The organism is Caldimonas sp. KR1-144, assembly GCF_049446155.1.
Lineage (GTDB): Bacteria > Pseudomonadota > Gammaproteobacteria > Burkholderiales > Burkholderiaceae_C > Rivibacter.
On sequence record NZ_JBMSEE010000002.1, the window covers coordinates 212,406 to 238,347 of the forward strand.

Annotated in this window: 31 protein-coding genes and 1 tRNA gene; 16 read left to right on the top strand and 16 right to left on the bottom strand. The window is 69.8% G+C overall.

Features of this window, described 5'->3' with window-relative positions; genetic code table 11:
* The first annotated feature begins 84 nt into the window (after positions 1 to 84).
* The 6 genes from ACO2TI_RS04925 to bioF are packed head-to-tail and all read left to right on the top strand — an operon-like array spanning position 85 to position 4,616.
* Positions 85 to 366 carry a hypothetical protein gene (locus tag ACO2TI_RS04925; protein ID WP_423282369.1) on the top strand — a complete coding sequence of 94 codons (282 nt, stop codon included), beginning with the start codon at positions 85 to 87 and terminating at the stop codon, positions 364 to 366.
* Positions 363 to 998, top strand: a complete 636-nt coding sequence (gene queE / locus ACO2TI_RS04930; protein ID WP_423282370.1) for a 7-carboxy-7-deazaguanine synthase — start codon at positions 363 to 365, stop codon at positions 996 to 998. The genes ACO2TI_RS04925 and queE overlap by 4 nt, the downstream gene beginning before the upstream one ends.
* Positions 999 to 1,029: 31 nt before the next feature.
* Complete coding sequence (locus ACO2TI_RS04935) at positions 1,030 to 1,452, top strand: 6-carboxytetrahydropterin synthase (protein ID WP_423282372.1); 423 nt, start codon at positions 1,030 to 1,032, stop codon at positions 1,450 to 1,452.
* A complete protein-coding gene (gene bioA / locus ACO2TI_RS04940; protein WP_423282374.1) occupies positions 1,452 to 2,759 on the top strand; it encodes an adenosylmethionine--8-amino-7-oxononanoate transaminase in 1,308 nt (435 codons plus the stop codon). The genes ACO2TI_RS04935 and bioA overlap by 1 nt, the downstream gene beginning before the upstream one ends.
* Positions 2,756 to 3,409 (top strand): dethiobiotin synthase, encoded by a 654-nt coding sequence (bioD, locus tag ACO2TI_RS04945; protein WP_423282376.1) that lies wholly within the window; start codon positions 2,756 to 2,758, stop codon positions 3,407 to 3,409. The genes bioA and bioD overlap by 4 nt, the downstream gene beginning before the upstream one ends.
* 7 nt (positions 3,410 to 3,416) lie before the next feature.
* Positions 3,417 to 4,616, top strand: coding sequence for an 8-amino-7-oxononanoate synthase (gene bioF, locus ACO2TI_RS04950; RefSeq protein ID WP_423282377.1), 1,200 nt, complete (start codon positions 3,417 to 3,419; stop codon positions 4,614 to 4,616).
* On the opposite strand, the gene ACO2TI_RS04955 is transcribed toward bioF, so the two are convergent.
* From ACO2TI_RS04955 to ACO2TI_RS04980, 6 genes are all read right to left on the bottom strand, one after another.
* Positions 4,597 to 5,139 (bottom strand): hypothetical protein, encoded by a 543-nt coding sequence (locus tag ACO2TI_RS04955; protein WP_423282378.1) that lies wholly within the window; start codon positions 5,137 to 5,139, stop codon positions 4,597 to 4,599. The genes bioF and ACO2TI_RS04955 overlap by 20 nt on opposite strands.
* Before the next feature lie 131 nt (positions 5,140 to 5,270).
* A complete protein-coding gene (gene miaB, locus ACO2TI_RS04960; protein WP_423282380.1) occupies positions 5,271 to 6,659 on the bottom strand; it encodes a tRNA (N6-isopentenyl adenosine(37)-C2)-methylthiotransferase MiaB in 1,389 nt (462 codons plus the stop codon).
* Positions 6,660 to 6,675: 16 nt separating this feature from the next.
* Positions 6,676 to 7,089 (bottom strand): hypothetical protein, encoded by a 414-nt coding sequence (locus ACO2TI_RS04965; RefSeq protein WP_423282381.1) that lies wholly within the window; start codon positions 7,087 to 7,089, stop codon positions 6,676 to 6,678.
* A 65-nt stretch (positions 7,090 to 7,154) separates the two neighbouring features.
* Positions 7,155 to 8,381, bottom strand: coding sequence for an NAD(P)/FAD-dependent oxidoreductase (locus ACO2TI_RS04970; RefSeq protein WP_423282383.1), 1,227 nt, complete (start codon positions 8,379 to 8,381; stop codon positions 7,155 to 7,157).
* A 71-nt stretch (positions 8,382 to 8,452) separates the two neighbouring features.
* Positions 8,453 to 8,869, bottom strand: a complete 417-nt coding sequence (locus ACO2TI_RS04975) for an SET domain-containing protein (RefSeq protein ID WP_423282384.1) — start codon at positions 8,867 to 8,869, stop codon at positions 8,453 to 8,455.
* A 222-nt stretch (positions 8,870 to 9,091) separates the two neighbouring features.
* Positions 9,092 to 9,328 carry a hypothetical protein gene (locus ACO2TI_RS04980; protein ID WP_423282386.1) on the bottom strand — a complete coding sequence of 79 codons (237 nt, stop codon included), beginning with the start codon at positions 9,326 to 9,328 and terminating at the stop codon, positions 9,092 to 9,094.
* Between the two features lie 2 nt (positions 9,329 to 9,330).
* Between ACO2TI_RS04980 and ACO2TI_RS04985 the strand changes: the two genes are divergently transcribed.
* A complete protein-coding gene (locus ACO2TI_RS04985; protein WP_423282388.1) occupies positions 9,331 to 9,849 on the top strand; it encodes a hypothetical protein in 519 nt (172 codons plus the stop codon).
* A gap of 56 nt (positions 9,850 to 9,905) precedes the next feature.
* Here the strand turns inward: ACO2TI_RS04985 and ACO2TI_RS04990 are convergent.
* The 3 genes from ACO2TI_RS04990 to ACO2TI_RS05000 all read right to left on the bottom strand — a co-directional run bounded on the left by ACO2TI_RS04990 (position 9,906) and on the right by ACO2TI_RS05000 (position 11,382).
* A tRNA-Met gene (locus ACO2TI_RS04990) sits at positions 9,906 to 9,982 on the bottom strand.
* 43 nt (positions 9,983 to 10,025) lie between these two features.
* Positions 10,026 to 10,220 (bottom strand): DUF2905 domain-containing protein, encoded by a 195-nt coding sequence (locus ACO2TI_RS04995; RefSeq protein ID WP_423282390.1) that lies wholly within the window; start codon positions 10,218 to 10,220, stop codon positions 10,026 to 10,028.
* Between the two features lie 13 nt (positions 10,221 to 10,233).
* Positions 10,234 to 11,382, bottom strand: a complete 1,149-nt coding sequence (locus ACO2TI_RS05000; RefSeq protein WP_423283314.1) for a class I SAM-dependent methyltransferase — start codon at positions 11,380 to 11,382, stop codon at positions 10,234 to 10,236.
* A gap of 62 nt (positions 11,383 to 11,444) precedes the next feature.
* Here ACO2TI_RS05000 and ACO2TI_RS05005 point away from each other — a divergent pair, with 62 nt between their 5' ends.
* The 4 genes from ACO2TI_RS05005 (at position 11,445) to ACO2TI_RS05020 (ending at position 14,354) form a co-directional block, all read left to right on the top strand.
* Entirely contained in the window at positions 11,445 to 12,251 is an 807-nt protein-coding gene (locus ACO2TI_RS05005) for an SDR family oxidoreductase (RefSeq protein ID WP_423282392.1), read from the top strand.
* Complete coding sequence (locus ACO2TI_RS05010; protein ID WP_423282394.1) at positions 12,248 to 12,652, top strand: dihydroneopterin aldolase; 405 nt, start codon at positions 12,248 to 12,250, stop codon at positions 12,650 to 12,652. The genes ACO2TI_RS05005 and ACO2TI_RS05010 overlap by 4 nt, the downstream gene beginning before the upstream one ends.
* Positions 12,649 to 13,608: a tRNA 2-thiocytidine(32) synthetase TtcA gene (gene ttcA / locus ACO2TI_RS05015; protein ID WP_423282395.1), complete on the top strand. Its 960-nt coding sequence runs from the start codon at positions 12,649 to 12,651 to the stop codon at positions 13,606 to 13,608. The genes ACO2TI_RS05010 and ttcA overlap by 4 nt, the downstream gene beginning before the upstream one ends.
* 62 nt (positions 13,609 to 13,670) lie before the next feature.
* Positions 13,671 to 14,354 carry a DUF4136 domain-containing protein gene (locus tag ACO2TI_RS05020; protein WP_423282397.1) on the top strand — a complete coding sequence of 228 codons (684 nt, stop codon included), beginning with the start codon at positions 13,671 to 13,673 and terminating at the stop codon, positions 14,352 to 14,354.
* 15 nt (positions 14,355 to 14,369) lie between these two features.
* Here ACO2TI_RS05020 and ACO2TI_RS05025 read toward each other — a convergent pair whose 3' ends face one another.
* A complete protein-coding gene (locus ACO2TI_RS05025) occupies positions 14,370 to 15,272 on the bottom strand; it encodes a DUF6279 family lipoprotein (RefSeq protein WP_423282399.1) in 903 nt (300 codons plus the stop codon).
* Here ACO2TI_RS05025 and glmU point away from each other — a divergent pair.
* Complete coding sequence (glmU, locus tag ACO2TI_RS05030) at positions 15,271 to 16,653, top strand: bifunctional UDP-N-acetylglucosamine diphosphorylase/glucosamine-1-phosphate N-acetyltransferase GlmU (RefSeq protein ID WP_423282401.1); 1,383 nt, start codon at positions 15,271 to 15,273, stop codon at positions 16,651 to 16,653. The genes ACO2TI_RS05025 and glmU overlap by 2 nt on opposite strands.
* A 69-nt stretch (positions 16,654 to 16,722) precedes the next feature.
* Positions 16,723 to 17,301: a J domain-containing protein gene (locus ACO2TI_RS05035; RefSeq protein WP_423282403.1), complete on the top strand. Its 579-nt coding sequence runs from the start codon at positions 16,723 to 16,725 to the stop codon at positions 17,299 to 17,301.
* Here ACO2TI_RS05035 and ACO2TI_RS05040 read toward each other — a convergent pair.
* Complete coding sequence (locus tag ACO2TI_RS05040; RefSeq protein WP_423282405.1) at positions 17,298 to 17,825, bottom strand: Lrp/AsnC family transcriptional regulator; 528 nt, start codon at positions 17,823 to 17,825, stop codon at positions 17,298 to 17,300. The two genes, ACO2TI_RS05035 and ACO2TI_RS05040, sit on opposite strands and share 4 nt — an antisense overlap.
* Before the next feature lie 108 nt (positions 17,826 to 17,933).
* Here ACO2TI_RS05040 and glmS point away from each other — a divergent pair, with 108 nt between their 5' ends.
* Together glmS and ACO2TI_RS05050 are read left to right on the top strand one after the other, a co-directional pair.
* Positions 17,934 to 19,805, top strand: coding sequence for a glutamine--fructose-6-phosphate transaminase (isomerizing) (gene glmS, locus ACO2TI_RS05045; protein ID WP_423282406.1), 1,872 nt, complete (start codon positions 17,934 to 17,936; stop codon positions 19,803 to 19,805).
* A 419-nt stretch (positions 19,806 to 20,224) separates the two neighbouring features.
* The gene (locus ACO2TI_RS05050) at positions 20,225 to 20,815 is read left to right on the top strand and encodes an acyloxyacyl hydrolase (RefSeq protein WP_423282408.1); all 591 of its coding nucleotides are present in this window, start codon (positions 20,225 to 20,227) and stop codon (positions 20,813 to 20,815) included.
* A 102-nt stretch (positions 20,816 to 20,917) separates the two neighbouring features.
* On the opposite strand, the gene ACO2TI_RS05055 is transcribed toward ACO2TI_RS05050, so the two are convergent.
* The 5 genes from ACO2TI_RS05055 to ACO2TI_RS05075 all read right to left on the bottom strand — a co-directional run bounded on the left by ACO2TI_RS05055 (position 20,918) and on the right by ACO2TI_RS05075 (position 24,929).
* Positions 20,918 to 21,874: a quinone oxidoreductase family protein gene (locus ACO2TI_RS05055; protein WP_423282409.1), complete on the bottom strand. Its 957-nt coding sequence runs from the start codon at positions 21,872 to 21,874 to the stop codon at positions 20,918 to 20,920.
* Between the two features lie 32 nt (positions 21,875 to 21,906).
* Complete coding sequence (locus ACO2TI_RS05060; RefSeq protein ID WP_423282410.1) at positions 21,907 to 22,680, bottom strand: SDR family NAD(P)-dependent oxidoreductase; 774 nt, start codon at positions 22,678 to 22,680, stop codon at positions 21,907 to 21,909.
* Between the two features lie 10 nt (positions 22,681 to 22,690).
* Positions 22,691 to 23,122, bottom strand: a complete 432-nt coding sequence (locus ACO2TI_RS05065; protein ID WP_423282411.1) for an ester cyclase — start codon at positions 23,120 to 23,122, stop codon at positions 22,691 to 22,693.
* Between the two features lie 20 nt (positions 23,123 to 23,142).
* Positions 23,143 to 23,919, bottom strand: coding sequence for an SDR family NAD(P)-dependent oxidoreductase (locus ACO2TI_RS05070; RefSeq protein ID WP_423282412.1), 777 nt, complete (start codon positions 23,917 to 23,919; stop codon positions 23,143 to 23,145).
* A gap of 119 nt (positions 23,920 to 24,038) precedes the next feature.
* Positions 24,039 to 24,929, bottom strand: a complete 891-nt coding sequence (locus ACO2TI_RS05075; protein ID WP_423282413.1) for a LysR family transcriptional regulator — start codon at positions 24,927 to 24,929, stop codon at positions 24,039 to 24,041.
* A gap of 99 nt (positions 24,930 to 25,028) precedes the next feature.
* On the opposite strand from ACO2TI_RS05075, the gene ACO2TI_RS05080 reads away from it, so the two are divergent.
* Entirely contained in the window at positions 25,029 to 25,922 is an 894-nt protein-coding gene (locus tag ACO2TI_RS05080) for a pirin family protein (RefSeq protein ID WP_423282414.1), read from the top strand.
* The last annotated feature ends 20 nt before the right edge of the window (positions 25,923 to 25,942 follow it).

Sequence of the window (25,942 nt, forward strand, 5' to 3'; positions counted from 1 at the left end):
TCAACGACTTGGCATGTCTCAAATGCCCGCCATCGCGCCGGGACGACGTGCCGCCCGGGCCGACGCTCGATCCGCCCGCATGCAATGACCGCCACCCAAGCCCTGATCCATGCGCTGAACCTGCTGCTGCCGGGGCTGATGCTCGGGCTGCTGTCGGCCGCGCTGGCCAAGCTGCTATGGCGGCGCGCGATCCAGTGCTCGCTGCTGCGCCTGGCCGCCTGGGGCGCGGCGGCGGCGGTGCTGGCCTCGCTGGCCGGGCTGGCCATCACCGGCCGCGACGGCGCCATGTCGACCTACATCGCGATGGTGCTGGCCTGCGCTGCGGGGCTGGGTGTCGCCGGCTTCGTGCGCGGAGGCGCGAGATGACCTACTCGGTCAAGGAAGTCTTCTACACGCTGCAGGGCGAGGGCCACCACGCCGGTCGCCCGGCGGTGTTCTGCCGCTTTGCCGGCTGCAACCTCTGGACCGGCCGCGAAGCCGACCGCTCGAGCGCGATCTGCCAGTTCTGCGACACCGAGTTCGTCGGCACCGACGGCACGGGCGGCGGCAAGTTTGCGCAGGCCGCCGGTCTGGCCGCGCATGTCGCATCGTTCTGGCCGGCCGGCAAGCCGGGGCAGCGTTTCGTCGTGCTCACCGGCGGCGAGCCGCTGCTGCAGGTTGATGCGGCGCTGATCGACGCGCTGCATGCCCAGGGCTTCGAGATCGCGGTCGAGACCAACGGTACCGTCGCCGCGCCCGCGGGGCTGGACTGGATCTGCGTCAGCCCCAAGGCCGGCGCGCCGCTGGTGCAGCGCTCGGGCGACGAGCTCAAGGTTGTCGTGCCGCAAGCCGGCATCGACCTGGTCGCGCTAGAGCAACTCGATTTCGCCCATCGTCGGGTACAACCGATGGACGGCCCGGACCGCGCGGCCGCCACGGCCTTCGCGGTGCAGTGGTGCCTCGACCATCCGGCCTGGCACCTGAGCGTGCAAACCCACAAAGTGATCGGCATCCGCTGAACGCGAGGCGTTCACGAAGTCCGCGTATCCGATGTTCGAACTGAGCCAGTCCTTCTACTTCGAGGCCGCGCACACGCTGCGCCGCCAGCTCGACGACGCCCGCGAGGTCGCCGGCAGCAAGCGCATCCACGGCCACACCTACCAGGCCGAGGTCACCGTCTGCGGCGAGCGCGACCCGGCCACCGGCATGGTGGTCGACCTCGCGTTGCTGCGCGCGGTGGTCGCGCGCCTGCGCGAAAAACTCGACCACCACTTCCTCGACGAGGTCGAGGGCCTGGGCGAGCCCACGCTCGAGAACCTGTGCGTCTACCTGCACCGCTCGCTGGCCGCCGCGGTGCCCGGCGTCACGCAGGTCAGCGTGTGGCGTCAGAGCAGCGGCGACCGCTGCACCTACCGGCCCGAGGGTCACGTGCGCGCGATCGGTCCGAAGCCCGGTTCGCACGAGGCATCGTGATGGCCACGCTCGCCGAGCGCAGCCGGCGCGCCGTCTGGCATCCCTGCACGCAGATGAAGCGGCTCGACGACGAGCCGCCGCTGGCCATCGTGCGCGCCGACGGGCCCTGGCTGCACGACGACCAGGGCCGGCGTTACCTCGATGCCGTGAGCTCGTGGTGGGTCAACCTGTTCGGCCACAACCATCCGGCGATGCGCGCGGCGCTCGTCGCGCAGTTCGAGCGCGTCGACCACGTGATGCTCGCCGGCCTGACGCACGAGCCGGTGGTCGAGCTCAGCGAACGCCTGGGCGCGCTGACCGGGCTGGGCCATGCGTTCTACGGCAGCGACGGCGCCTCGGCGACCGAGATCGCGCTCAAGATGAGCGCGCACAGCTGGCGCAACCTGGGCCGGCCGGCCAAGTGCGAGTTCGTGGGTCTTGCCGGCGGCTACCACGGCGAGACGGTCGGCGCGCTGTCGGTCACCGACATCGCGCTGTTTCGCGAGGCCTATGCGCCGCTGGTGCGGCTGTCGGCCGCGCTGCCGTCGCCCGACGCGCGCACGGCCGCGCCCGGCGACGACGCAAAGGCCCACGCCGCGCGCTGCGCCGCCGCGCTCGAGGCCTATCTCGCCGAGCACCACGAGCGCACCGCGGCGCTGATCGTCGAGCCGCTGGTGCAGTGTGCCGCCGGCTTCGCGATGCACGATCCCGAGTATCTGCGCCGCGCGCGCGCGCTGTGCGACCGCTTCGAGGTCCACCTGATCTGCGACGAGATCGCGGTCGGCTTCGGGCGCACCGGCACGCTGTTCGCGCACCAGCAGGCCGGCATCCGGCCCGACTTCATCTGCCTGTCCAAGGGCCTGACCGGCGGCGTGCTGCCGCTGTCGGCCGTGCTGACCACCGACCCGGTCTACGCCAGCTTCTGGGACGACCGCGCGTCGCGCGGCTTTTTGCATTCGCACTCCTACACCGGCAATGCACTCGCGTGCCGCGCGGCGCTGACGGTGCTCGAGCTGTTCGAGCGCGACGACGTTCTCGCCCGCAACGCGCAGACCGCGCAGCGGCTCGACGCGCTGCTCGCGCCGCTCGCGCAGCACCGCGCGGTGCGACACGCGCGCCGGCTCGGCATGATCTGGGCCTTCGACGTCGAGTCCGACGTGCCCGGCTTCTCCGGCGCCTACCACCGTCGCGCGCTGGCCGAAGGCCTGCTGCTGCGCCCGATCGGCAACACGCTGTACTTCATGCCGCCCTACGTGCTCGACGACGCGGCGCTCGAGCAGCTGGCGGGCGGCGCCCTGCGCGCGCTCGACGCCGCGCTCGGGTCATGAAGGCCTGGTTCGTCACCGGCACCGACACCGGCGTGGGCAAGTCGCGCGCGAGCGCGGCGCTGCTGCATGGGCTCACGCGCCAGGGCCTGCGCGCCGTCGGCATGAAGCCGGTCGCGGCCGGTTGCGATGCGAGCGGGCGCAACGAGGACGTCGACGCCTTGCGTGCCGCCAGCAACGTCGTCGTGCCTGCCGAGCTCGACAACCCCTACCTGCTGCCCGATCCGGTTTCGCCGCACATCGCCGCCGCGAATGCCGGCGCGCGCATCGACATCGACCTGATCGCGCAGCGCTGCGCCGCGCTGCGCGCGCGCGCGGACGCGGTGGTCGTCGAAGGTGCGGGCGGCTTCCTCGTACCGCTGAACGAGTCGCACACCGGCGCGGACCTGGCCGCCGCACTGGGCCTGCCGGTGATCCTGGTCGTCGGCCTGCGCCTCGGTTGCCTGAACCACGCGCTGCTCACGCGCGATGCGATCCTCGCGCGCGGCCTGCCGCTGGCCGGCTGGATCTGCAACCGCCTCGACCCCGGCATGCCGGAGCAGGCGGCCAACCTCGACTACCTGCGCACGCGCATCGACGCTCCCCTGCTGGCCGACTGGCCGTGGGCGCCGCAGGCCGATGCGCGTACGCTGCAGCTCGCGCTGCCCGACTGAGCACCTCATGCCCGATCCGTCCCAGGTCTTCGCGGCCGCGCTGGCCGAACTCGAATCGCGCGGCATCCGCCGCCGTCGGCGCGCCAGCACACAGCAGCGCGACGCGGTGCGCTACGCCGTCGACGGCAGCCGCCGCATCAGTTTCGCGAGCAACGACTACCTCGGCCTTGCCCAGCATCCGGCGCTGATCGACGCGGCGCGCGAGGCCGCCCAGCGCCTGGGCGTCGGCGCGACCGCGTCGCCGCTGATCTGTGGCCACAGCCCCTCGCATGCCGCGCTGGAAGACGAACTCGCGCGCTTCGTCGGCCTGCCGCGCGCGATCTACTTCTACGCCGGCTATGCGGCCAACGTCGGCACGATCCCCGCGCTGGTCGAGCGCGGCGACGCGCTCATCTCCGATGCCCTCAACCACGCCTGCCTGATCGACGGCGCGCGGCTGTCGCGCGCCGAGCTCAAGGTCTATGCGCACAACGACCTCGCGGCGCTGGAGCGCGCGCTCGTCGAGACGCGCGGCGCCCGGCGTCGGTTGGTGATCGCCGATGCGGTGTTCAGCATGGACGGCGACCTCGCGCCGCTGCCCGAGATGCTTGCGCTGTGCGAGCGCCACGACGCCTGGCTGATGATCGACGACGCGCACGGTTTCGGCGTGCTCGGCGAGGGCGGGCGCGGCAGCCTGTCTCATTGGTTTGCCGGTCGGGGCCTGCGCGAAGGCGCGATGCCGGATCGTCTGATCTACATGGCCACGCTCGGCAAGGCGGCGGGCGTGGCCGGCGCCTTCGTCGCCGCGGTCGAGCCGGTGATCGAATGGCTGGTGCAGCGCGCGCGGACCTACTTCTTCGCAACCGGCGCGCCGCCGATGGTGGCCGAGACGCTGCGCGCGGCGCTGCGCGTGATCGAGTCCGAAGGCTGGCGCCGCGAGCGCCTGGCGGCGTTGCGCGAGCGGCTCGGCGCCGGCCTGGCCGCGCTGCCGTGGGACGCGCCGCGCACCTGCACGGCGATCCAGCCGGTGGTGATCGGCGACAACGCGCGTGCGATGGCTGTGATGGCGGGCCTGGAGACGCGCGGCCTGTGGGTGCCGGCGATCCGCCCGCCGACGGTGCCCGAGGGCACGGCGCGGCTGCGCATCACCTTGTCGGCGGCCCATGCGGACCGCGACGTCGATGCGCTGCTGACGGCCCTGGGCGAGCTCAGCCGCCCGGCGCAATGACGCGGTAGCCGGCCGATTCGAGCAGGCGCTTGGCGCGCTCGAGCATCTCGGGCGGCACCGCGGCCGCCGCGGGTGCTGCGGTCGCCGCGGCCGGCATCGCCGGCGCACGCCGCAGGTAGTCGTTGAGCCGCTGCAGCTCGGCCATCACTTCAGGCGGCAGGCCGCGGCGTCCGCCGCGGCGATCGACCAGCAGCCCGTCGAGCGTCGCAAGCGCGCGACCGCGGTCGGACCAGGCCGCGGCGAGCGCATTGGCCAGGCGCGGAAACTGCGCGCTCAGCTCGCGCGGGCGCAGATCGGGCGGCAGCGCGATTGCCCACTCGACAGCCGCGCCGGTCAGCGCGCGATCGGTCGGCATCGTCGGGCGACGCCGCTTTTCCCAGTAGCCCGGCGCAAACTTCTCCAGTTCGCCCACGCCGGGTGGCAGCTCATCGAGCGCGTGGCGCGCGTCGCTGATGTCGGTGATCTCGAACTCGAGCGCGTCCAGCGGTGCGGGGTGGGTGTTCGGAAATTCGCGGTTGACCATCGTCCCTCCACAAGCCGATGAGGGTTGCGGTCAGGCATTCTGATCCTGGCTTGCCGCCAGGCGGCGTGAGATTTGGCACGCCGCGCCGCCGGGCTGCCCCGCGCCCACCCAGGCACGGGGCCCCGCCGTCGTCAGGCCGCCACGGGCAGCTCGCGCGTGACGATCTCGCCGCGCAGCGAATGCGGGTAGGCCTGGGTGATCGTCACGTCGATCAGCTGGCCGACGAGGCGCTTGGGGTTCGCGCCGCCGGGGAAGTTGACGATCCGGTTGCACTCGGTGCGCCCCATCAGCTCGGAAGCGTCCTTGCGGCTCGGGCCTTCGACCAGGATGCGCTGCACCGTGCCGACGCGCGACGCGCTGATGCGCCGCGCGTTGGCCTCGATCTCGGCCTGCACCTGCGCCAGCCGCGCGAGCTTGAGCTCCTGCGGCGTCTCGTCGTGCAGCGCGGCGGCCGGCGTGCCGGGCCGCGCGCTGAACACGAAGCTGAAGCTCGCGTCGAAGCCGACGTCGGCGATCAGCTTCATCGTCTTGGCGTGGTCGTCCTCGCTCTCGCCAGGGAAGCCGACGATGAAGTCGGTGGAGAGGCTGAGGTCCGGGCGGATCGCGCGCAGCTTGCGGATCGTGCTCTTGTACTCGAGCGCGGTGTAGCCGCGCTTCATCGCCGCGAGGATGCGGTCCGAGCCGTGCTGCACCGGCAGGTGCAGGTGGTTCACCAGCTTGGGCAGCTTCGCGTAGGCGTCGATCAGCCGCTGGCCGAACTCGTTCGGGTGGCTGGTGGTGTAGCGGATGCGCTCGATGCCCGGGATCTCGGCCACGTATTCGAGCAGCAGCGCGAAGTCGGCGATCTCGGCGGTCTCGCCCATGCGCCCGCGGTAGGCGTTGACGTTCTGGCCCAGCAGCGTCACCTCGCGCACGCCCTGGTCGGCGAGGCCCGCCACCTCGGTCAGCACGTCATCGAACGGGCGGCTGACTTCCTCGCCGCGGGTGTAGGGCACCACGCAGTAGGAGCAGTACTTCGAGCAGCCTTCCATGATCGACACGAAGGCCGTGGCGCCCTCGACGCGCGCCGGCGGCAGGTGGTCGAACTTCTCGATCTCGGGGAAGCTGATGTCGACCTGCGGGCGGCCCTGCGCGCCGCGCCGCGCCAGCAGCTCGGGCAGGCGGTGCAGCGTCTGCGGGCCGAACACCACGTCGACGTAGGGCGCGCGCTCGATGATCGCCGCGCCTTCCTGGCTGGCGACGCAGCCGCCGACGCCGATCTTCACGCCGCGCGCCTTCAGATGCTTGATGCGTCCGAGATCGGAGAACACCTTCTCCTGCGCCTTCTCGCGGATCGAGCAGGTGTTGAACAGGATCAGGTCGGCCTGCTCGGGGTCTTGCGTCGGCTCGTATCCTTCGGCCGCACGAAGGACGTCGAGCATCTTGTCGGAGTCGTACTCGTTCATCTGGCAGCCGAAGGTCTTGACGAAGACCTTCTTGCCGCCTTGCTTGGCTGCCGTTTCGTCGTTCATGTCGCTCATGTCGATCTCCTCGCGCTCAGGGCTTGAACCAGAGCTGGGCGACCGGATCGAAGCCCCACGCGGCGGCTTCCTGCTCGGTCTTGGGCCACAGGCGCTGGGCCTCGTCTTCGCGCAGCACCCACAGGTTGTTGATCAGACCGTAGGTGTCGACGGTGTAGTGCGCGAGGAACTTCTGGCCCTGGGCGGCGCCGCTCACCAGCAGCAGGTTGTTGGGGCCGCGCAGACGCAGGCCAGGCGCCAGGCGCACGGGCTTGCCGTTGAGCAGGGCCTCGCTCTCGCTGAGAACGACGACCTCGCCGCGCAGGGCATTGCGGGGGAAGTTGCGCTGCACGACTTCCTGGGCGGAAGCGGCGGTGGGCAGCGAAACGGCGATGGTCGACGCGATCAGGGCGAGCGCCAGCGCGCCCGCCCGAACATCACAGCGGTTCATGGTGTGGATCCAGAGGCTGTTGGAACGAAGGCCGGCATTATCGCCGCCCGGCCCGCGGCGCGGCTTCAGGCCAGGTGCGTCTTCAACGGCACGCCCGGGTCGGCGGCGACCTCGGGCGCCGGGCTGCGGCCGGCCTCGAGCAGCTTGCGCCCCATGATGTGGTCGGCCGGCGCGTTGACCGACTCGATGCACACGAAGCGCCCGTCCACGTAGTGCAGCAGCGAGAACGCGGCCTCGCTCGCGCCCGGCCGGCGAACGCTCGAAAGGCCCGGCGTGCCTTCGGCCGGCACCAGGCCGGTCATCTGCAGCCGCAGGCTGCCCTGGTCCGACCAGAACCACGGCAGCGCGTCGTGCGCGCGCGGCGTGCCGGTCAGGGTCGCGACGGCGGTGCGCGCCTGGTCGTTGGCGTTCTGCACCGACTCCAGCCGCAGCAGGCCGCCGACGCGGCGCTCCGGGAACCGCGCACAGTCGCCGATCGCGAGCACCGAAGGGTCGCTGGTCAGCATGTTCGCGTCGACCACGATGCCGTCGTCGCAGGCGATGCCCGCGGCCTGTGCCAGCGCGGTCTCCGGCGTGGCGCCGATCGCAACGAGCAGCAGCTCGACCGGATGCACCGCACCGTCGACCTCGATCGCTGCGAGCCGGCCGCCCTCGGCCCGCATCGCGCCGCAGCGCACGCCGGTGCGCACGTCGATGCCGGCGGCGCGATGGGCGGCCAGCACATGGGCAGACAGCGCCGGCGATACCGCGCGGCCCAGCAGTCGCGGCGCGCTTTCGAGCACCGTCACCGCCTTGCCGAGCGCGCGTGCCGTGGCTGCGACCTCCAGGCCGATGAAGCCGCCGCCGATCACGGTGAGGCTGGACGTCGCCGCAAGCCGCTCGCGCAGCGCCTGCGCGTCGGCGGCGCTGCGCAGCAAGGCCACGTTGGACAGGCCCTCGGGCAGGCCGGGCAGGCGCCGCGCGCGGGCGCCGGTGGCGAACACCAGCCAGGCCCACGGCAGCACGGCGCCCGAACGCAGCGTCACGGTGCGCGCTGCGCGGTCGACCGCCACCGCGGCGTCGCCCAGGCGCAGCGCGATGCCCTGCTCCTGGAACCACGCCTCGGCGCGGAACGCCTGCGTCGCCTCATCGGCGCTCTTGAGAAAGCCCTTGGACAGCGGCGGGCGCTGGTAGGGCAGGTAGGCGTCGTCGCTGACGAGCGTCACGCGGTTCGCCAGGCCGGCTTCGGCCAGGCTCGCGCACAGTTGCGCCGCGGCGTGTCCGCCGCCGAGGATCACGATGGGGTCGTTCATGGAAAGTGGTGGGTGGCGCGCTGTCTGGTCGATCGACAGCTCGGCAATGCAAAGGCGTTCGGGGGCGAAGCTTAGAGCCGGCCGGCGCAGCCCGGCGCGCCGCAGCGGCAGGTGAGCCGGCCTTCGTGGTGCGACTCGCCGTAGTGCGCCGTCAGCTCCTCGCCGGGCGCCACGTCGCGCAGCGCGTAGAACTCGACGCGGCCCTGGCGGATGCGCAGGACCGCATTGGGCCGGCACGAGTGGTTGACGAAGCGCAGCGGATCCTCGGAGCGCGAGGCATCGATCGCGCGCGTGTCCGAGACCTCGACGATCATGATCCGCGCCAGGCCCTTGGCGCGCCGGCGCGCCTCGCGCACCGAGATCGATTCGCCGCGGATCTCGCCGATCTTGCGTCGCGCCGGAATCGCCTCGGCCGCGAACGCGCCGCGGCCGTCGATGGCGCTTTCGCGGACGTCGACGGCGTATTTCTGCGGTCCGCTGCGGGGCACTGGCGCGGTGGGCGAAGGGGGCGGAGCGAAGGCGCGGATCTCGGGCATGCCGCGATCTTGCCGCATCGGCGTGGCGCAACGGTCCGGACCCGGAACGGCGCTTGCCCTTGGCGGCGACCGCAGCCGTTCAGGAGCCCGACATGAGCCGAGCCGATTCAGCTTCTCGAACCGACGACGCCCTGCGCCATCGGCGACGTCGCGCCTTGTGGTGGTGTCTGGCGCTCAGCCTCCAGTTCGCCGCCTGCGGCGGCGGCGACGGCGACGGCGACGGCGGTGGCGACCGATCGCCGCCTGCGGCGGGCCCGCCGCCAAGTCCCGCACCCGCACCGGCGCCCGCGCCCGCGCCCGCGCCCGCGCCCGCGCCAGCGCCAGCGCCAGCGCCAGCGCCGGCACCGGCACCGGCACCGGCACCGGCACCGGCACCGGCACCGGCACCGGCACCGGCACCGGCACCGGCACCCATGCCGCCGCTCGCGACGACGATGACGCCGCTCGACAGCAGCCAGCAGGGCATCACCCAATGGCCCGACGGCAACACCGCCGCCGGCGGCCAGGGCGGCAGCTTCGCCGGCGTGCAATGCGAGGCCAGCGAGACCTTCCACATCCACGCGCACCTGACGATCTTTCGCGATGGCGTGCAGCTCGCGGTGCCGGCCGAGATCGGCATCGTGCCGTCTTGCAGGTACGCGCTGCACACGCACGACCGCTCCGGCTTGATCCACGTCGAGGCGGCGGCGCCGGTGAGCTTCACGCTGGGCCAGTTCTTCGCGCTGTGGGGCCAGACGCTGTCGGCGTCGAACGTGGCCGGGCTCAGCGATCCGAACATCGCGTTCTACGTGCGCGACCCGGACGCGGGCACCGGCCTGCAGCGCTTCGAGGGCGATCCGGCGACGATCCCGCTGGCCGCGCATCGCGAGATCACGATCCAGATCGGCAGCGCGCCTGCCGAGGTGCCGATCTACGACTGGTCGAACCTCTGAAGTGACCGTCCAACAGCGAAAAGGCCCGCAGGAATGACCTGCGGGCCTTTGGTATCTGGTGGCGCTTCAGGGATTCGAACCCCGGACCTGCGGATTATGATTCCGTCGCTCTAACCGACTGAGCTAAAGCGCCTGAGCCGCGCATTATAGCGTGGCTTCGCGGGCCATCCACTGACTCAGATCAGCTGGCCGATCAGCATCGCGACGAAGCTCAGCAAGACGGTCGAGGCGATCGGCAGCCAGACGGTGCGCTGGCCGATGCGGAACTCGAAGTCGCCGGGCAAGCGGCCGATACCCAGCTTTGCGAGCCATGGCTTGAGGCCGCTGAACACCAGCAGCGTCAGCACGATCACCAGCAGCCAGCGCAGCATGCTCCGTCCTCTCTCACAGCGTGTGGCTGCGGTCGCCCGCGGCGAAGCCGATCGCGTCGAACACCGGCCCGGGCGGCTGCTTCACGAAGCCCAGCGCCTTGAACAGCTCGCCCATCTCGTGCTCGTTGACGAGCTTCTGCGCCGCGGCCAGCGTGCGCGCGTCGGCGCCGTGCAGGTCGGCGACCAGGCCGCAGTTGAAGAGAAAGCGCGCCTGGCTCGTGTAGCCCAGCACCTCCAGCCCGGCGTCCTGGCCGGCCAGCGCCGCCGCGGTGAAGTCGACGTGCGCGGTGATGTCCTTCTCGCCCACGTGCGACAGCGGGTCGGGGTCGGCCAGGTGGCCGCGGTGGCACATCAGCGTGCCGCCGGTGCGCTGCGGATGAAAGAACTCGTGCTCCGGAAAGCCGTAGTCGAGGAAGAACGCTGCGCCGCGATTCAACGTGCCGGCCAGCGTCGCGACGAAGCCGGCGGCCTGGCGCGCCAGCTCGATCGTCGTACCCGGCACGAAGCCGGGCTCGATCGGCGGGCGCAGCCCAGTGGGCCGGTCGGCCCAGACGAAACGCCCCTGCGCGTCGAGTGCCACGCCGCGCTCGAACCAATGACTGCCGTCCCAGTGCAGCAGCGCGACCGGCATCGCATCGAGCACCTCGTTGCCGACGACCACACCTTCGATGCCGGCCTCGGGCAGCCGGTCGACCCACTCGACGCGTGGGGCGTGGTCCGGCACGCGCTCATGCAGCGTTGCGCGCTGGCGCTCGCGCAGCGCGCCGGACAAGTCGACGATCACGTAGCGCTTCACGCGCTCGCCCAGCGCCTGTAGCAGCTGCGACGCGAGCGCGCCGGAGCCGGCGCCGAACTCCCACACTTCGTCGGTGTCGGTGGCGTCCAGCGCCTGTGCAAGCTGGCGCGCCAGCGCGCGGCCGAACAGCGGGCTCAGTTCGGGCGCGGTGACGAAGTCGCTGCCGGAGGAGGGCAGCGCGCCGAACTGGCGTGCGTCGCGCGCGTAGTAGCCGAGGCCGGGCGCGTACAGCGCCAGCTCCATGAAGCGCTCGAAGCTCAGCCAGCCGCCGCCGGCCGTGATCTCGGCCGCGATGCGCGCATGCAGCGGCGATTCGGCATGTCCCTCGAGGCCGTGCCCTCCAGGGGCGCTGGCTACACTGCGCAGGCTGTCTTTCACGCGGCGATTGTAGGAAAGCCGTCTTCACGCAACGCCCTCGCGTTCGAGCCGTGACCACCCCGTCTTCTTCGACCCCACGCCCCGTCGTCCTCGTGACGGGCGCGGCGCGCCGCATCGGCCGCGCGATCGCGCTCGAGCTCGCCGCGCATGGCTTCGACGTGGCCGTGCACCACCGCGGCCACGACGACGCCGAGCTCGAGCTCACGCTCGCCGCGCTGCGCGCCCACGGTGCGCGCAGTGAAGCCTTTGCCGCCGAGCTGGCCGACGAGGCCGCCTGCGAGGCGCTGCTGCCGGGCGTCGTGAAGCGCTTCGGCCGCGTCGACGCGCTGGTCAACAACGCCTCGGCGTTCGCCTACGACACCGTGGCCGACTTCAGCGCCGCGACGCTCGACGTGCAATGGCGCACCAACACCGCGGCGCCGGTGCTGCTCGCGCGCGCGCTGCACGCGCACCTGGCGGCGCGCGGCGCGCAGGGCTGCGCGGTCAACCTGCTCGACCAGAAACTGTGGAACCCGAACCCGGACCACTTCAGCTACACGCTCAGCAAGGCCGCGCTCGAGGCCGCGACCACGCTGCTCGCCCAGGCGCTGGCGCCCACGCTGCGCGTGGTGGGCGTCGCGCCCGGCGTCACGCTGCCCTCGGGCCCGATGGACGAGGCCGAGTTCGCGGTCTCGCACGCCATGACGCCGCTGGGCCGCTCGTCGACGCCCGAGGACGTCGCGCGCGCGGTGCGCTTCCTGATCGAGTCGCCGGCGATCACCGGCACGACGCTGCTGGTCGACGGCGGCCAGCATCTCGCGTCGCAGCGACGTGACGTGATGTTCCTGGCGCGCGACGCGCTCGGAGGCGGCCAATGAGCAGCTTGCTCGACCCGCGCCTGTCCGGCTGCCGGCGGCTGTTCCTCTGCGGCTTCGAGATCGAGGCCGAGATCGGCATCCACGCCCACGAGCTGCAAGGCCCGCAGCGCATGTGCTTCGACGTCGATCTTTACGTGCCGCTCGCACTGACGACACCGGCCCAGGATCACATCGACGAGGTGATCGACTACGACGTGATCCGCGCCACCATCGCCGAGCGCGTGTCGCGCGGGCGCGTCGCGCTGCAGGAGACGCTGGCCGACGATATCGCCGCCTCGCTGCTCGCGCGTCCCGGCGTGCGCGCGGTGCGCGTGGCGACGGCCAAGCCCGATGTCTATCCCGACTGCGACGCCGTGGGCGTCGAGGTTTTCCGGTTCAAGAGCGACGAGGAGGCGCGATGAGCGCTGTCATTCACATTCAGCCGCCCGCGGCGACCGCCGGCCCGACCGAGGCCGCCGAGCGCAAGTACAACTTCGAGGCCAACAAGCTCAGCAAGCGCCTGCATCGCCTGGTCGGCCAGGCGATCGGCGACTTCAACATGATCGAGGCCGGCGACAAGGTCATGGTGTGCGTCTCGGGCGGCAAGGACAGCTACGCGCTGCTCGACATCCTGCTCAACCTGCAGCAGCGCGCGCCGGTCGCCTTCGAGCTGGTGGCGGTCAACCTCGACCAGAAGCAGCCCGGCTTTCCCGAGCACGTGCTGCCCGACTACCTGCGCTCGCGCGGCGTGCCCTTCCACATCGAGGAGCAGGACACCTACAGCATCGTCAAGCGCGTCGTGCCCGAGGGCAAGACGATGTGCAGCCTGTGCTCGCGGCTGCGCCGCGGCATCCTCTACCGCGTGGCCGACGAGCTGGGTGCGACCAAGATCGCGCTCGGCCATCACCGCGACGACATGCTGCAGACCTTCTTCCTCAACATGTTCTTCGGCGCCAAGCTCAAGGGCATGCCGCCCAAGCTGGTGAGCGACGACGGCCGCCACGTGGTGATCCGCCCGCTGGCCTACGTGCCCGAGCACGACCTCGCGGCCTGGGCCGAGCACCGTCAGTTCCCGATCATTCCCTGCACGCTGTGCGGCAGCCAGGAGAACCTGCAGCGCAAGCAGGTCGGCGCGATGCTGCGCGAGTGGGACCGCAAGCATCCGGGGCGCATCGAGAACATGGCGCGCGCGCTGGGCAACGTCGTGCCCTCGCACCTGCAGGACCGAGCGCTGTTCCCGTTCGAGACGCTGGTCGCCAGCGGCACGCCCGACCCCCAAGGCGACAAGGCCTTCGATGAGGACGATGACGCCTGCGCCGCGCCGGCCAGCGCCGGTGCACCGGCGGCGATGCCGGTGCGTTGGATCGACGAGCGCTGAACCGGGCCAGCCCGCGCGCGCTCCAACCCGGATTGGCCGACCAGATTCGCAAGGAGTTCGTTATGCGTCGCGCTTTGCTGAGCACTGTCGTCGCGGTTGCCGCACTCATGGCCGCGGGTTGCAGCTCGATCCGCACCTACGACGTCGACGTCTCCAGCTACGGCAGCTGGCCGGCCGGCCGCCAGCCGGGCACCTACGCGATCGAGCGCCTGCCGTCGCAACAGGCCAACCTGGCCGAGCAGATGGCCGTCGAGGACGCGGCCCGCCCGGCGATCGAGCGGGCCGGGTTCAGGCTGGCCGAGAGCGCCGACGATGCCGATGTGCTGGTGCAAGTCGGCGCGCGCGTGACCCAGGTCTACACGCCCGACCCGTTTGCCGGTTCGTTCTACTGGCACAGCAACTGGTGGTACGGCTGGCCGGGGCCCTACCGGCACCCGTACTGGGGGCCTTACTGGGGTCCGGGATGGGGGCCTGGCTGGGGGCCAGGCTACAACGACTTCCCCGACTACCTGCGCGAAGTCGGCGTGCTGCTGCGCGACAAGCGCAGCCAGAAGGTGATCTACGAAACCCGCGGCCGGCTCAGCACGCGCTCGAGCGATCCCGGCGTGATCGGACCGATGTTCGACGCCGCCTTGCGCGACTTCCCTGGCCCGGCGCTGAGCCCGCGCAAGGTCACGATCACGGTGGGGCCGTCGCAAACGGCCGCGGTGCCCGCCGAGGCGCCGGCTTCGTCGAGCGCGCGCTGAAGCACCGGCGGCGTCTCACGACGCCGTGGTCGCCAACTGGCGCAAGTCGGCGGCCCAGTCGCGCAGGCGCTCGCGCGCGGTTGCGCGCTGCGCCGCGGTGGTCGCGTTGTGCACGCGTGCGCTGGCTTCGCAGCTGTAGGCGGTCAGGTGGCTGGCGTAGCCGGCGTAGCTTTCGTCGGGTGAATGCCGAACGTGCTGCCAGTAGCGGCGCAGCGCCGAGGCGGCGTCGCCGCGCGTGAGCGCGGGCTGGGCCTGCAGGTGCTCCAGCAGCTGCTGCAGCTCGGCATGGCGGCGCTGGCGCTCGACCAGCGTGCGCTGCGGGTCGAAGGGCGAAGCATCGACCGCCTGCTCGATGGCCTTGTGCTGCGCGTCGCCGAGCCGCCCGTAAAGCCGTTGCGCGCGTTCGACCGTGCGCTCGATGGCGGCGCGCCGGCGCTTGGCGGGATCGGGCTGCAGGTAGTCGTCGGCGAACTTCTCGTCGCTGCGCGCCTGGCGCTTGCGCAGCGTCGCGAGCTGCCGCGCGCCGAGCAGGCGCGCAACCTCGTATGCATCGGGCAGCGCCTGCTCGACGGCCGCATCGGCATGCGCCGCCAGCGCATCCCAGTAGCGGCACAGCTGCTCGCCCGTCATGTCGCGCGTGACCTCGTCGGAGGCGCGCGACAGCAAGGCGGCGATCTGCGGCAGCTCCTGGCGCCGGTGCCAGTCGAACCAGCGCGCGAGGCCTTCCTTGGCGCGCGCGGCCTGCGGGTCGTCGAAGTCGAATTGGCGATCCAGCCACAGATAGGCGATCTGCGGCCCCTGCGAATAGGTGAGGCGCAGCGCGCTGCAGCCCGCGATGACGAGGCCGCAGACGATCGCGACCGCGATAATCCCGGCGCGCCTGGCGCGCAATTCACTGCACCGCGAGAACTTGAGCATGCTCGACATCGTCATCATGGCCGCCGGCAAGGGCACCCGCATGAAATCGGCCCGGCCGAAGGTGCTGCACACGCTGGCCGGCAAGCCGCTGCTGCAGCACGTGCTCGAAACCGCAGGCAGTCTGCATGCCCACCGGATGATCACGATCATCGGCCATGGCGCCGAGTCGGTCGAGCAGTCGATGCGCGCGGCGGTTCCCGGCGCGCCGCTGGCCTTCGTGCGCCAGGAGCCGCAGCTGGGCACGGGGCACGCGGTGCAGCAGGCGCTGCCGCTGCTGGGCGACGAAGGCACGACGCTGATCCTCAACGGCGACGTGCCGCTGACCTCGGCGGCCACCGCGCGCGCGCTGGTCGAGGCCTGCGCCGGCCAGCGGCTGGCGCTGCTGACCATCGAGCTGGCCGACCCGAGCGGCTATGGGCGCATCGTGCGCGACGCCGCGGCGCCCGAGCGCGTGCTCGGCATCGTCGAGCACAAGGACGCGAGTGACGCGCAGCGCGCGATCCGCGAGGTCTACACCGGCATGATGGCCGTGCCCACCGCGGCGCTGAAGCGCTGGCTCGCGCGCCTGCGCAACGACAACGCGCAGCGCGAGTACTACCTGACCGACATCGTCGCGTTCGCGGTCGCCGACGGCGTGTCGGTGGTCGCCGCGCAGCCGGCCGGCGAGATCGAGGTGCTGGGCGTCAACAGCCCGCTGCAGCTGGCCGAGCTGGAGCGCCGCTTTCAGCGCCAGCGCGCCGACGCGCTGATGGAAGCCGGCGTGCGTCTGGCCGACCCGGCGCGTTTCGACGTGCGCGGCGAGCTGGTGTGCGGCCAGGACGTCGAGATCGACGTCGGCTGCGTGTTCGAAGGCCGCGTCGTGCTCGGCGACGGCGTGCGCATCGGCGCGCACTGCGTGCTGCGCGACTGCGAGATCGCCGCCGGCGCGGTGGTGCATCCGCTGTGCCACCTGGAGGGCGCGCGCGTCGGCGCGGGTGCGCTGATCGGCCCGTTCGCGCGGCTTCGCCCGGGCGCCGAGCTCGGTGCCGAGGTGCACATCGGCAACTTCGTCGAGGTCAAGAATTCCACGCTGGCCGCCGGCGCCAAGGCCAACCATCTGGCCTACCTGGGCGATGCCACCGTCGGCGCGCGCGTGAACTACGGCGCCGGCAGCATCACCGCCAACTACGACGGCGCCAACAAGCACCGCACGGTGATCGGCGATGACGTCCACGTGGGCTCGAACTGTGTGCTGATCGCGCCGGTGTCCCTCGGCGCGGGCGGCACGATCGGCGGCGGCAGCACGATCAGCAAGGACACGCCGCCGGGGCAGCTCACCGTGGCGCGCGCGAAGCAGGTCACGGTCAGCGGCTGGCAGCGTCCGAAGAAGGCGCCACGCTGAGCGGAGCAGGCGATGGCGCGTGAACGATGCACGCTCGTCACGCGAAGCGCGCACTTACGATCGCCCGAAGTGAGCACCACCTCGTCGTCATCGAAATCCCGTCCACGCGTCGCCACCTACTACGCGCGGCTCAAGGTCGCCCAGGACGCGCCGCCTGAAGTGATCCGCGCCGCGCATCGGGCGCTGGTGCAGAAGTACCACCCCGATCGCCACCAGGGCAGCCTGCGCCACGAGCAGGTCGTCGCCGCGCTCAACCGGGCGCAAGACATCCTGCTCGACCCCGACAGCCGTGCCGCGCATGACCAGTGGATCCGCGACGAGGAAGTGCGCCTGGGCCTGCGCGAAGCGCCCCCGGGCGAACGCGACACCGCCGGCGCCCGCGCGCGCGCCTGGCTGCAGCGGCAGCGGCAGCGCGTGTTCGGCGCGGCCGAGGCCGAGCCCATCGACATCGAACTGCGCTGGATGGGCGTGGGCGCCCGGCCGCGCTCGCCGATGCGGCGCTACGGCATCGCGATCACGCTGATGGCGCTGGCAGCCGGTGCCGGTGCGGGCGCGGTGATCCTGTCGGCGCGCAACGACCTCGGCGCGCTGGTCGCGCGCGAGGCGCTCCACTTGCTGCCCAAGGCCGCGTCGGCGCCCGATCGTTAGCGAGGCGCCGCCGGCAGCGGCAAGCGGTGTCCGAACTTGGCGCGCTGCACGACGAAGAACGCGCGCACGTTGCGCACGTTCGCATCGGCGCTGAAGAGGCGCTGTGCCACCGCCTGGTAGGCCGCCATGTCGGCCACGGTGATCACCACCACGAAGTCCGGCCCCGGCGAGACCCGGTAGCACTGCTGCACCGCCGGCTCCTCGACCGCGCGCTGCTCGAACGCGGCCAGCCGCTCGCTCGCCTGCACGTCCAGCGTCACCTCGACGATGGCCTGCAGCACCGGCGCACCGGCCTCGGCCAGCCGCCGCGGCGACAGCAGCGCGACCACGCCCTCGATGAAGCCGGCGTCCCAGAGCCGGCGCACGCGCCGGTGCGCGGTGGCCGGCGAGACGCGCACCGCCGCCGCGAGCGCCTGGTTCGACAGGCCCGCATCGAGCTGCAGCTGCGCCAGCACCTTCAGATCGAGGGGGTCAAGATCGGATGAATATTCCGTAGAAGTCTCATTGACGGATGATTCTTCCATGGGTGAATCATAGCGGAAGAATTGTTCGATATTGCCTGGTTAAAGAGAGCTCATTTCCCGCGACGACTCCTAGGATTCGCCATCTTCTGAACCTCCTGGAGCTCATCCATGTGCGGCATCGTCGGCGCGGCAGGCACGCGCAACATCGTTCCCGTGCTCGTCGAAGGCCTGCGACGGCTCGAATACCGCGGCTACGACTCCTGCGGCGTCGCCGTCCACCAGGACGGCGCGCTGCGCCGCACCCGCAGCACCGCCCGCGTCGCCGAGCTCGACGCGCAGGTCGGCAGCGAGCACGTCAGCGGCCTGACCGGCATTGCCCACACGCGCTGGGCCACGCACGGCGCGCCCGCGGTGCACAACGCCCATCCGCACTTCTCTTCCGGCCCCACGGCGGCCGACGGCAGCCAGCGCCCGGCGCGCGTGGCCCTGGTGCACAACGGGATCATCGAGAACCACGAGCAGCTGCGCGCCCAGCTGCAGGCGCGCGGCTATGTCTTCATGAGCCAGACCGACACCGAGGTCATCGCGCACCTGGTCGACTCACTCTACGAAGGCGACCTCTTCGAGGCCGTGCGCCAGGCCACCTTGCAGCTGCACGGCGCCTACGCGATCGCGGTGATCTGCCGCGACGAGCCGCACCGCGTGGTCGGTGCGCGCCAGGGCTCGCCGCTGGTCATGGGCGTGGGCGTCGGCGAGCGCGAAGGCGAGATGTTCCTCGCCTCCGATGCGATGGCCCTGGCCGGCGTGACCGACCAGATCGCCTACCTGGAAGAAGGCGACGTGGTCGACCTGCAGCGAGGCCGCCACTGGATCGTCGCGCGCGACGGTGCGGCTCACGTGCGCGTCGAGCGCCCGGTGCGCACCGTGCACGCGCACACCGGCGCGGCCGAGCTCGGCCCGTATCGGCACTACATGCAAAAAGAGATCTTCGAACAGCCGCGCGCGATCTCCGACACGCTGGAGGGCGTCGAAGCCTTTGTCCCTGAGCTGTTCGGCCGCAACGCGGCGCGCAGCTTCGCCGAGATCGACTCGGTGCTCGTGCTCGCCTGCGGCACCAGCTACTACGCCGGCTGCACCGCGAAGTACTGGCTCGAATCGATCGCGCAGATCCCCACGCAGGTCGAGGTGGCCAGCGAATACCGCTACCGCGACAGCGTGCCCAACCCGCGCACGCTGGTGGTGACCATCACGCAAAGCGGCGAGACGGCCGACACGCTGGCGGCGCTCAAGCATGCGCGCTCGCTCGGCATGAAGCACACGCTGACGATCTGCAACGTCGCGACCAGCGCGATGGTGCGCGAGTGCGAGCATGCCTACGTCACGCGCGCCGGCGTGGAGATCGGCGTCGCCTCGACCAAGGCCTTCACGACCCAGCTCGCCGGCCTGTTCCTGCTCACGCTCACGCTCGCCAAGTTGCGCGGGCGTCTCGACGCCGAGGCCGAGGCGCAGCACCTGCGCTCGCTGCGCCACCTGCCGGCGGCCTTGCAGGCCGTGCTGGCGCTGGAGCCGCAGATCATCGCGTGGTCACAGGCCTTTGCCGCCAAGGAGAACGCGCTTTTCCTCGGCCGCGGCCTGCACTATCCGGTGGCGCTGGAAGGCGCGCTCAAGCTCAAGGAGATCAGCTACATCCACGCCGAGGCCTACCCGGCCGGCGAGCTCAAGCACGGCCCGCTCGCGCTCGTGACCAGCGCGATGCCGGTGGTCACCGTCGCGCCCAACGACGCGCTGGTCGAGAAGCTCAAGAGCAACATGCAGGAAGTGCGCGCGCGCGGCGGCGAGCTCTATGTCTGCGCCGATGCCGACACGCACATCGAGGCCAGCGAAGGCGTGCACGTCATCCGCATGCCCGAGCACTACGGCGCGCTGAGCCCGATCCTGCACGTGGTGCCGCTGCAGCTGCTGGCGTATCACACCGCCTGCGCGCGGGGCACGGACGTGGACAAGCCGCGCAATCTGGCGAAGAGCGTGACGGTGGAGTGAGGGGCCGCTGCGCCTTCACTCCGGTGTTCACGCTAAATGGAGTCGTGAACAGGCAAAAGAAAGTCGTAAACAACTCCACCGCGTACGCTTGCGGGCGGTCGACAGTTCATGGTCGACCGTCACAGTTCAGCTTGAGCCGACAGTCAAAGTGAGCACTGAGCCGACTGGTTCACGTGAGCAAGCAGCAACGTGTAGGCCAGGCGGCCAGGCCGCTGAAGTTCCGCCATCGTGGTTCGATCCTGCTCATTGGCTTGACACGGCTGGTTCCCCTTCCTTTGTCAGTTCGTCACGGGCACGCCGCTAAACGGGTGGCACGAACCCTCCCGATTGGGTTGTGCCAACGCAGTCCGTCATGGTGATGCGGCATCGACATTGGACGGCCACCCTTGAGGCCTCTAAAGCCTCATGCGGATACGACCGTGAACGCACTCTTCCGGCGTGCCGGAATCCCCGTCTCTCTGGCTACCTTTGGTCTCGCTTTCGTGTTCAGCATGCCACTGAAAGCCAGCCCTCCTGCCGAGCTGTCTTGGATGCCCGATCAAACGTTCGTTCAGGCTGGCGTCGCAGAGGATGCCCAAGCCGCCGTGGTCGGTGCGATCTGGCGATCCGAGTGGGATGAGCCATTTGCCGGCGGAGACCTGGGCATGTACTGGGAGGTATCGCTAGGCCGCTGGTTTGCCGATCGAGCGGATGGTGCCGGGTCGGACTCAGCGTGGGTGACGCAAGTCGGCGCGACACCCGTCTTGCGCTGGACCTTGTCGACATCCCGGCTGCAGTGGTTCGTCGAAGGAGGCATCGGCGCAAACTTCCTGCTGCCCATCTACAGAACCAACGACAAGCGCTTCAGCACCACCTTCAACTTCGGCGACCACATTGCCGCCGGCATTAACCTCGGCGAGCAAGGCCAGCACGAGCTTGCGCTGCGCATCCAGCACTTCTCGAATGCCGGAATCAAGCATCCGAATCCCGGCGAGAACTTTCTTCAGCTTCGGTACGCGTACCGCTATTGAGCGGCGGAAGCGGCCGAGGACGTCGAGATCAGGGCCGACCGACCGGCCCAGCTCGCGTTGAGGTGTTTACTGACAGCGGCTTCCGCTACGCCGATCGAGCGCTCAGGGCAGCAGAACCAGCGAACCCGTCTTCGCTCGCTGGGCGATATCCGCGTGCGCCAGGGCCGCCTCTCGCAGTGCGTACGTCCTGATCGGCACGTCACCCAGCAGGCCCGCCCTGAAGGCAGAGAACACGTCGTTGGTTGCCTGAGCGACGCGACCCGCCAAGTGCGTGGCCATGGGTCCGCCCACCATCTTGAGTCCGCGTTTGACCACCGCATCGTTGTCCACCACAGGCGCTCCGGAGGCGGCACCGATGGACACGATGGTCCCGCCGTCCTTGATGGACGCGAGCGTGGCCGGGAACGTTGCCTTGCCTACGAACTCGTAGACCACATCGACGCCGTTCGGAGCGTGCTTGCGCACTTGCTCGGCCAGGTCTGTCGCATCCGACGGGAGTACGTGGTCGATCGCCCCAGTCAGTGCCCGCCGCTTGTCAGCAGTGCCCGCCGTACCGATCACGGTGGCCCCACGAGCCTTGGCCCAGCGGGCCAGCAGACTGCCGACCCCACTCGAGGCGCCTTGGACCAGAACCGTCTCACCCGGCTTCAATGCGTGGTAGCCGTTCAAGCCTGCCCAAGCCGTGAGGCCCTTGGTGAGCACGGCGGCAATCTGCTCGGCGCTGAGGTCGTCGGGCACCGGGACCAACGCGCTGGCATTGACCAGGCGAACCTGCGTGTAGCTGCCGGGAGCCAGGTAGTAGGCCACGCGTTGACCGAGCTGAAGGTCGCTCACGCCGGGACCGACAGCTTCGATCACGCCCACGCCTTCCACTCCAGGAACGGACGGCAGCGGGACGGAGAAGACGCCTTGGCGGAACATCGTGTCGATGAAGTTGACGCCGATGGCCAGGTGGCGGAGACGCACTTGGCCTTCGGTGGGCGCCCCGACATCGGAAGCGTCCTCGACCTGAAGGACTTCAGGGCCACCATATGCGTGGAATCGAATCGTGGTGTTCATGATGTTTCTCTGAGGGTGTATCGATTGGGCCGTCAGATGACCGCCAGCAAGCCGCCATCTACCAGCAGTGCCGTGCCGGTGATGTAGCTCGAGAGATCGGAGCCCAGGAAGGCGACCGCATCGCCGATCTCCGACGGCTGGCCGAGGCGGCGCAGCGGCGTGCGCTGGCGGAAGCCTTCGGCGGCCTCAGCGATCCCAGGCGCCGTGCGCAACAGGTGGGTGTCAATCGTTCCGGGGGCCACGGCGTTCACGCGAATGCCGTCAGGCCCGAGGGCGTCTGCCAGAGACTTGGCCATCAGGACGACGCCGCCCTTGCTGGTCGAGTACGCCACCGTGATGCCCGCGCCGGACAGGCCGCCCATGCTGGCCATCAGGACGATGCTGCCGCGCTTCTGATTCGCTTTCATCTGGCGAGCCGCGGCTTGCGCGCTGAACAGCGTGCCGTCCAGGTTCACCGCGAGCAGCTTGTGGAAGTCGTCAGCCGACACATCCGGGCCGTCTGCCCGCAGGGTGATGCCTGCATTGGCAACCATCACATCGACGCCACCAAATTCAGCCGCTGCTTCGACGAGTGCCTCCACCTCGTTCTTCTTGCTCACGTCGGCCTTGACGAACCGAGTGGCGACGCCGAGGGCTTCGATCTCGTGAGTCGTCGGCGTGCCGCCTTCGCGAGGGTCAGGGCTGATGTCCGAGACGATGACCGCCTTCGCACCGTGCTTTGCCGCGTTGATGGCGATGGCTCGTCCGATGCCGCTCGCCGCGCCGGTGACGACGACGACCTTGTATTGCAGGATGTTGGTGTTCATGGGGTTCCCCTTACTGCGGCAGCGCATCAAGCTGCTTCAGGACCGAGTACAGGTTCGCGACGCCCCAGTGCTCGGTGATCTTTCCCTCCTGCACGCGCATGGCATCGACCGTCTCGAAGTGGATGGCCTTGCCGCTTGCGGGAATGCCGAGGAAGTCGCCTTGGTGAGTGCCGTGGTAAGTCTTGTAGGTCGTCACGACGTCGCCATCGGCGCGCTGCCAGTGGATGACGGCATGAAAGTCGGGGAAGGCCTCGCGCAGCTTCTTGTACAGGCCCAGCGCACCCGCCTTGTCCGGCGTGCAGTTCGGCTGCGGCGTGTGGTCCAGGAAGTCGTCGGCGAACAGCTCGTCGAACAAGGCCCAGTTGCCGCCGCCTTGCACCTCTGCGGTGTTGCGACGGATCACCGCCTTGGCAGCTTCGCTGATGTCATTGATGTTGCTCATGATGTTTCGCTTTCGGTTGTTCAGATCTCGAAGCCGCCGATGGTCATGCCGCCGTCCACGACGAGCATCTGACCCATGACGTACGAAGACGCTTCAGACGCGAGCCAGACCGCAGCGGCTGCAATCTCGGAGGGATGCGCACCTCGTTTCGCCGGAATGGCGGAAGTGGCGAGTTGCGCGAAGCCGGGGTTCTGAGCACTGGCCTGCGCGACCATCGGCGTCTGCGTCCAGCCAGGTGCCAGGGTGTTCACGCGGATGCCGAGCGCAGCGTTCTCCATCGCAGCCACACGGGTCAGTCCGTGGACGCCGTGCTTCGATGCGGCGTAGGCACTCATGCCGCCGGGCCCCGTGATGGCAGCCACCGAAGCGGTGTTCACGATGGCGCCCCCCCCGGCACGGCGCAGCAAGGGCAACTGATGCTTCATCCCCAGGAAGACGCTCCTGAGGTTGATCGCGATCACTCGATCGAAATCGTCGGTCGGGTAGTCTTCGATGCGATGGGCTTGGCCCGTGATGCCCGCGTTGTTGAATGCCACATCGAGCCGCCCGAGTTCCTTTTCGATGCGGATCATGAGATCGCGCACCTGCGCCTCGTTCGACACATCGGTTGCGGCCGTCAACACCCGGCCGCCGAGTTCGACGATGAGGTCCCTGGTTTCGGCCAGGCCGCCTTCGTTCAGGTCCGCCGCAACGACGATGGCGCCGCGGCCGGCGAAGGCCCGCGCGGCCTCACGGCCGATCCCGGAGCCTGCGCCGGTAACCAGCGCTACTTTCTTGTCAAAGTCCTTGAGTGCCATTTGCTACTCCTCGAAGTTGCGCAGCCGGTTGCTGCATGGATCGAAGAGTAGGGATGGGTCATCTATCGCGGTAGCCTCTTTGTCTCGATGCGATCCATCGGTCCCAGCGATGCATTCGCCTATTGGCCCTTCAAGCGAGCGATGAACCACCGTCCGGCCGGGCCTGGCGGTGCGTCGTTCCGATACACGGCGTACATGGCAATGCTGGGCGTCGACGGCTGGTGCACTTCGAGGCTGAGCGGCACCAACTCGCCGCTGTCCAGGTCGCGCTGCACCATCTCCTTCGGCATGTGCCCCCAGCCGAATCCGGCCTTCAGGAAGGCGTGCTTCGCGCCCAGGTCGGCGAGACGCCATATCTGAGCGGCCAGCACACCGTAGCTGCGCCCCGTGCTGAGCGTCGTGCGGTCGGTCAACACCAGCTGAACGTGGCGCTCCAGTTCGCGTGAACTGAGCGGGCCCGGCAGAAAGGCAAGGGCGTGCCTGGGTGAAGCGACCGTCACCATCGCGACTTGGGCCAGTGCTTCCGAGCGGGTGCTTTCCGGGACGACGGGCAGAGAACCAACGATGCCGATCTGGCATGTGCCCTCGAGCACGGGCTGGACGACGGCGCCGAGCGCTTCGACGTACATCCGCAAGGGCGTGGTCGGGAACTGCTCCTTGAACGCTCCGACGGCTTCGGTCAGGGCGCTCATCGGGAACATCACGTCGACCGCCACCGAGAGTTCCGGCTCCAGCCCTTCCGACAGTGTCCGGGCCCGCGCCTTGAAGCTGTCCATGCCGTGCACGACCGCTTTTGCCTCCCCCAGCAGCGCCTTGCCCTCGTCCGTCAGCACCGGGTACCGACCCGTCCGATCGAACAGCGTCACACGGAGCTGCCCCTCCAGATTGGCCAGGGTCTGGCTGACCACCGACTGCGCCCGCCGCAGCTTGCGCCCGGCAGCGGAAAAGCTGCCTTCTTCGGCTGCGGCAATGAAGGTGCGCAGCTGGTCCAGGGAGACGCCGTCGAGCATGTATCGGTCCTACGGATGGATTGCATAGAAACATATAGGCTTCCCAGCTGGATGTCCAATTTCTAAGCTTCGGTCCATCGAATTAGACGAAGCAACGACATGGAAGCCATCGACCAAACGCCGCAGGGAGGAACTACCCCTAAACGGTCTTTTGCCCAGCTGGCCAATCGGGACACTCAGCCTCGCGCGATCGCGATGAGGACCCAGGGCCGCATGCATGGCCCCGTCAAGCGCCTGTTGAGCCCGAACCGACTGGGAAGCGTGACCAAGCCTTTCGTCTTCCTGGACTATTTCGACTTCCAGTCGATCGGCGACGCGATGTTCCCGATGCATCCGCATTCGGGTATCGCCACCACAACCGTCTTGCTGGAAGGCCAAATGCGCTATGAGGACACCACGGGCGCTCGCGGACAGCTCGAGGCCGGCTCGGTGGAGTGGATGCATGCCGGCAAGGGCATCTGGCACGACGGCATTCCACTGCGGGGCCAACGTTTGCGCGGATATCAGCTTTGGCTCGCGCTGCCTCAGGACAGCGAACTTGCTGCGCCGGTGAGTCAGTACCTCACCCCCGCGGAAGTCCCCGTGGTGAATGGCGTGCGCGTCATCCTCGGGGCGCACGCCGGCCAGCGCAGTGCCGTAGCCGCTCCCGACGGCATCCAGTACCTCCATGCCTCATTGCGCGATGGAGAGGTGCTGACGTTGCCCCCTCCTGCTGGCCACACCGTCGCCTGGCTGCACGTCAACACCGGCGCCCTTCTCACGGGGGCAGACCGCGTCGCCGACGAGCTGGTCGTGTTCGCCGAAGGCGAGCAGTCCATCGAACTCATGGCATCCGGCGCAACGGACTTTGTCATTGGGACGGCTCGCAAGCACCTCGATCCCCTGGTGCTCGGGACGTACTCGGTCCACACAACTCGCGCCGCGCTGCTGCGCGGCGAACAAGAAATTGCTCGACTTGGCGAGCAACTCCGCGCGAGCGGCCGGGCCGTTTAGGCCTTCTCCCAAGTCCATCA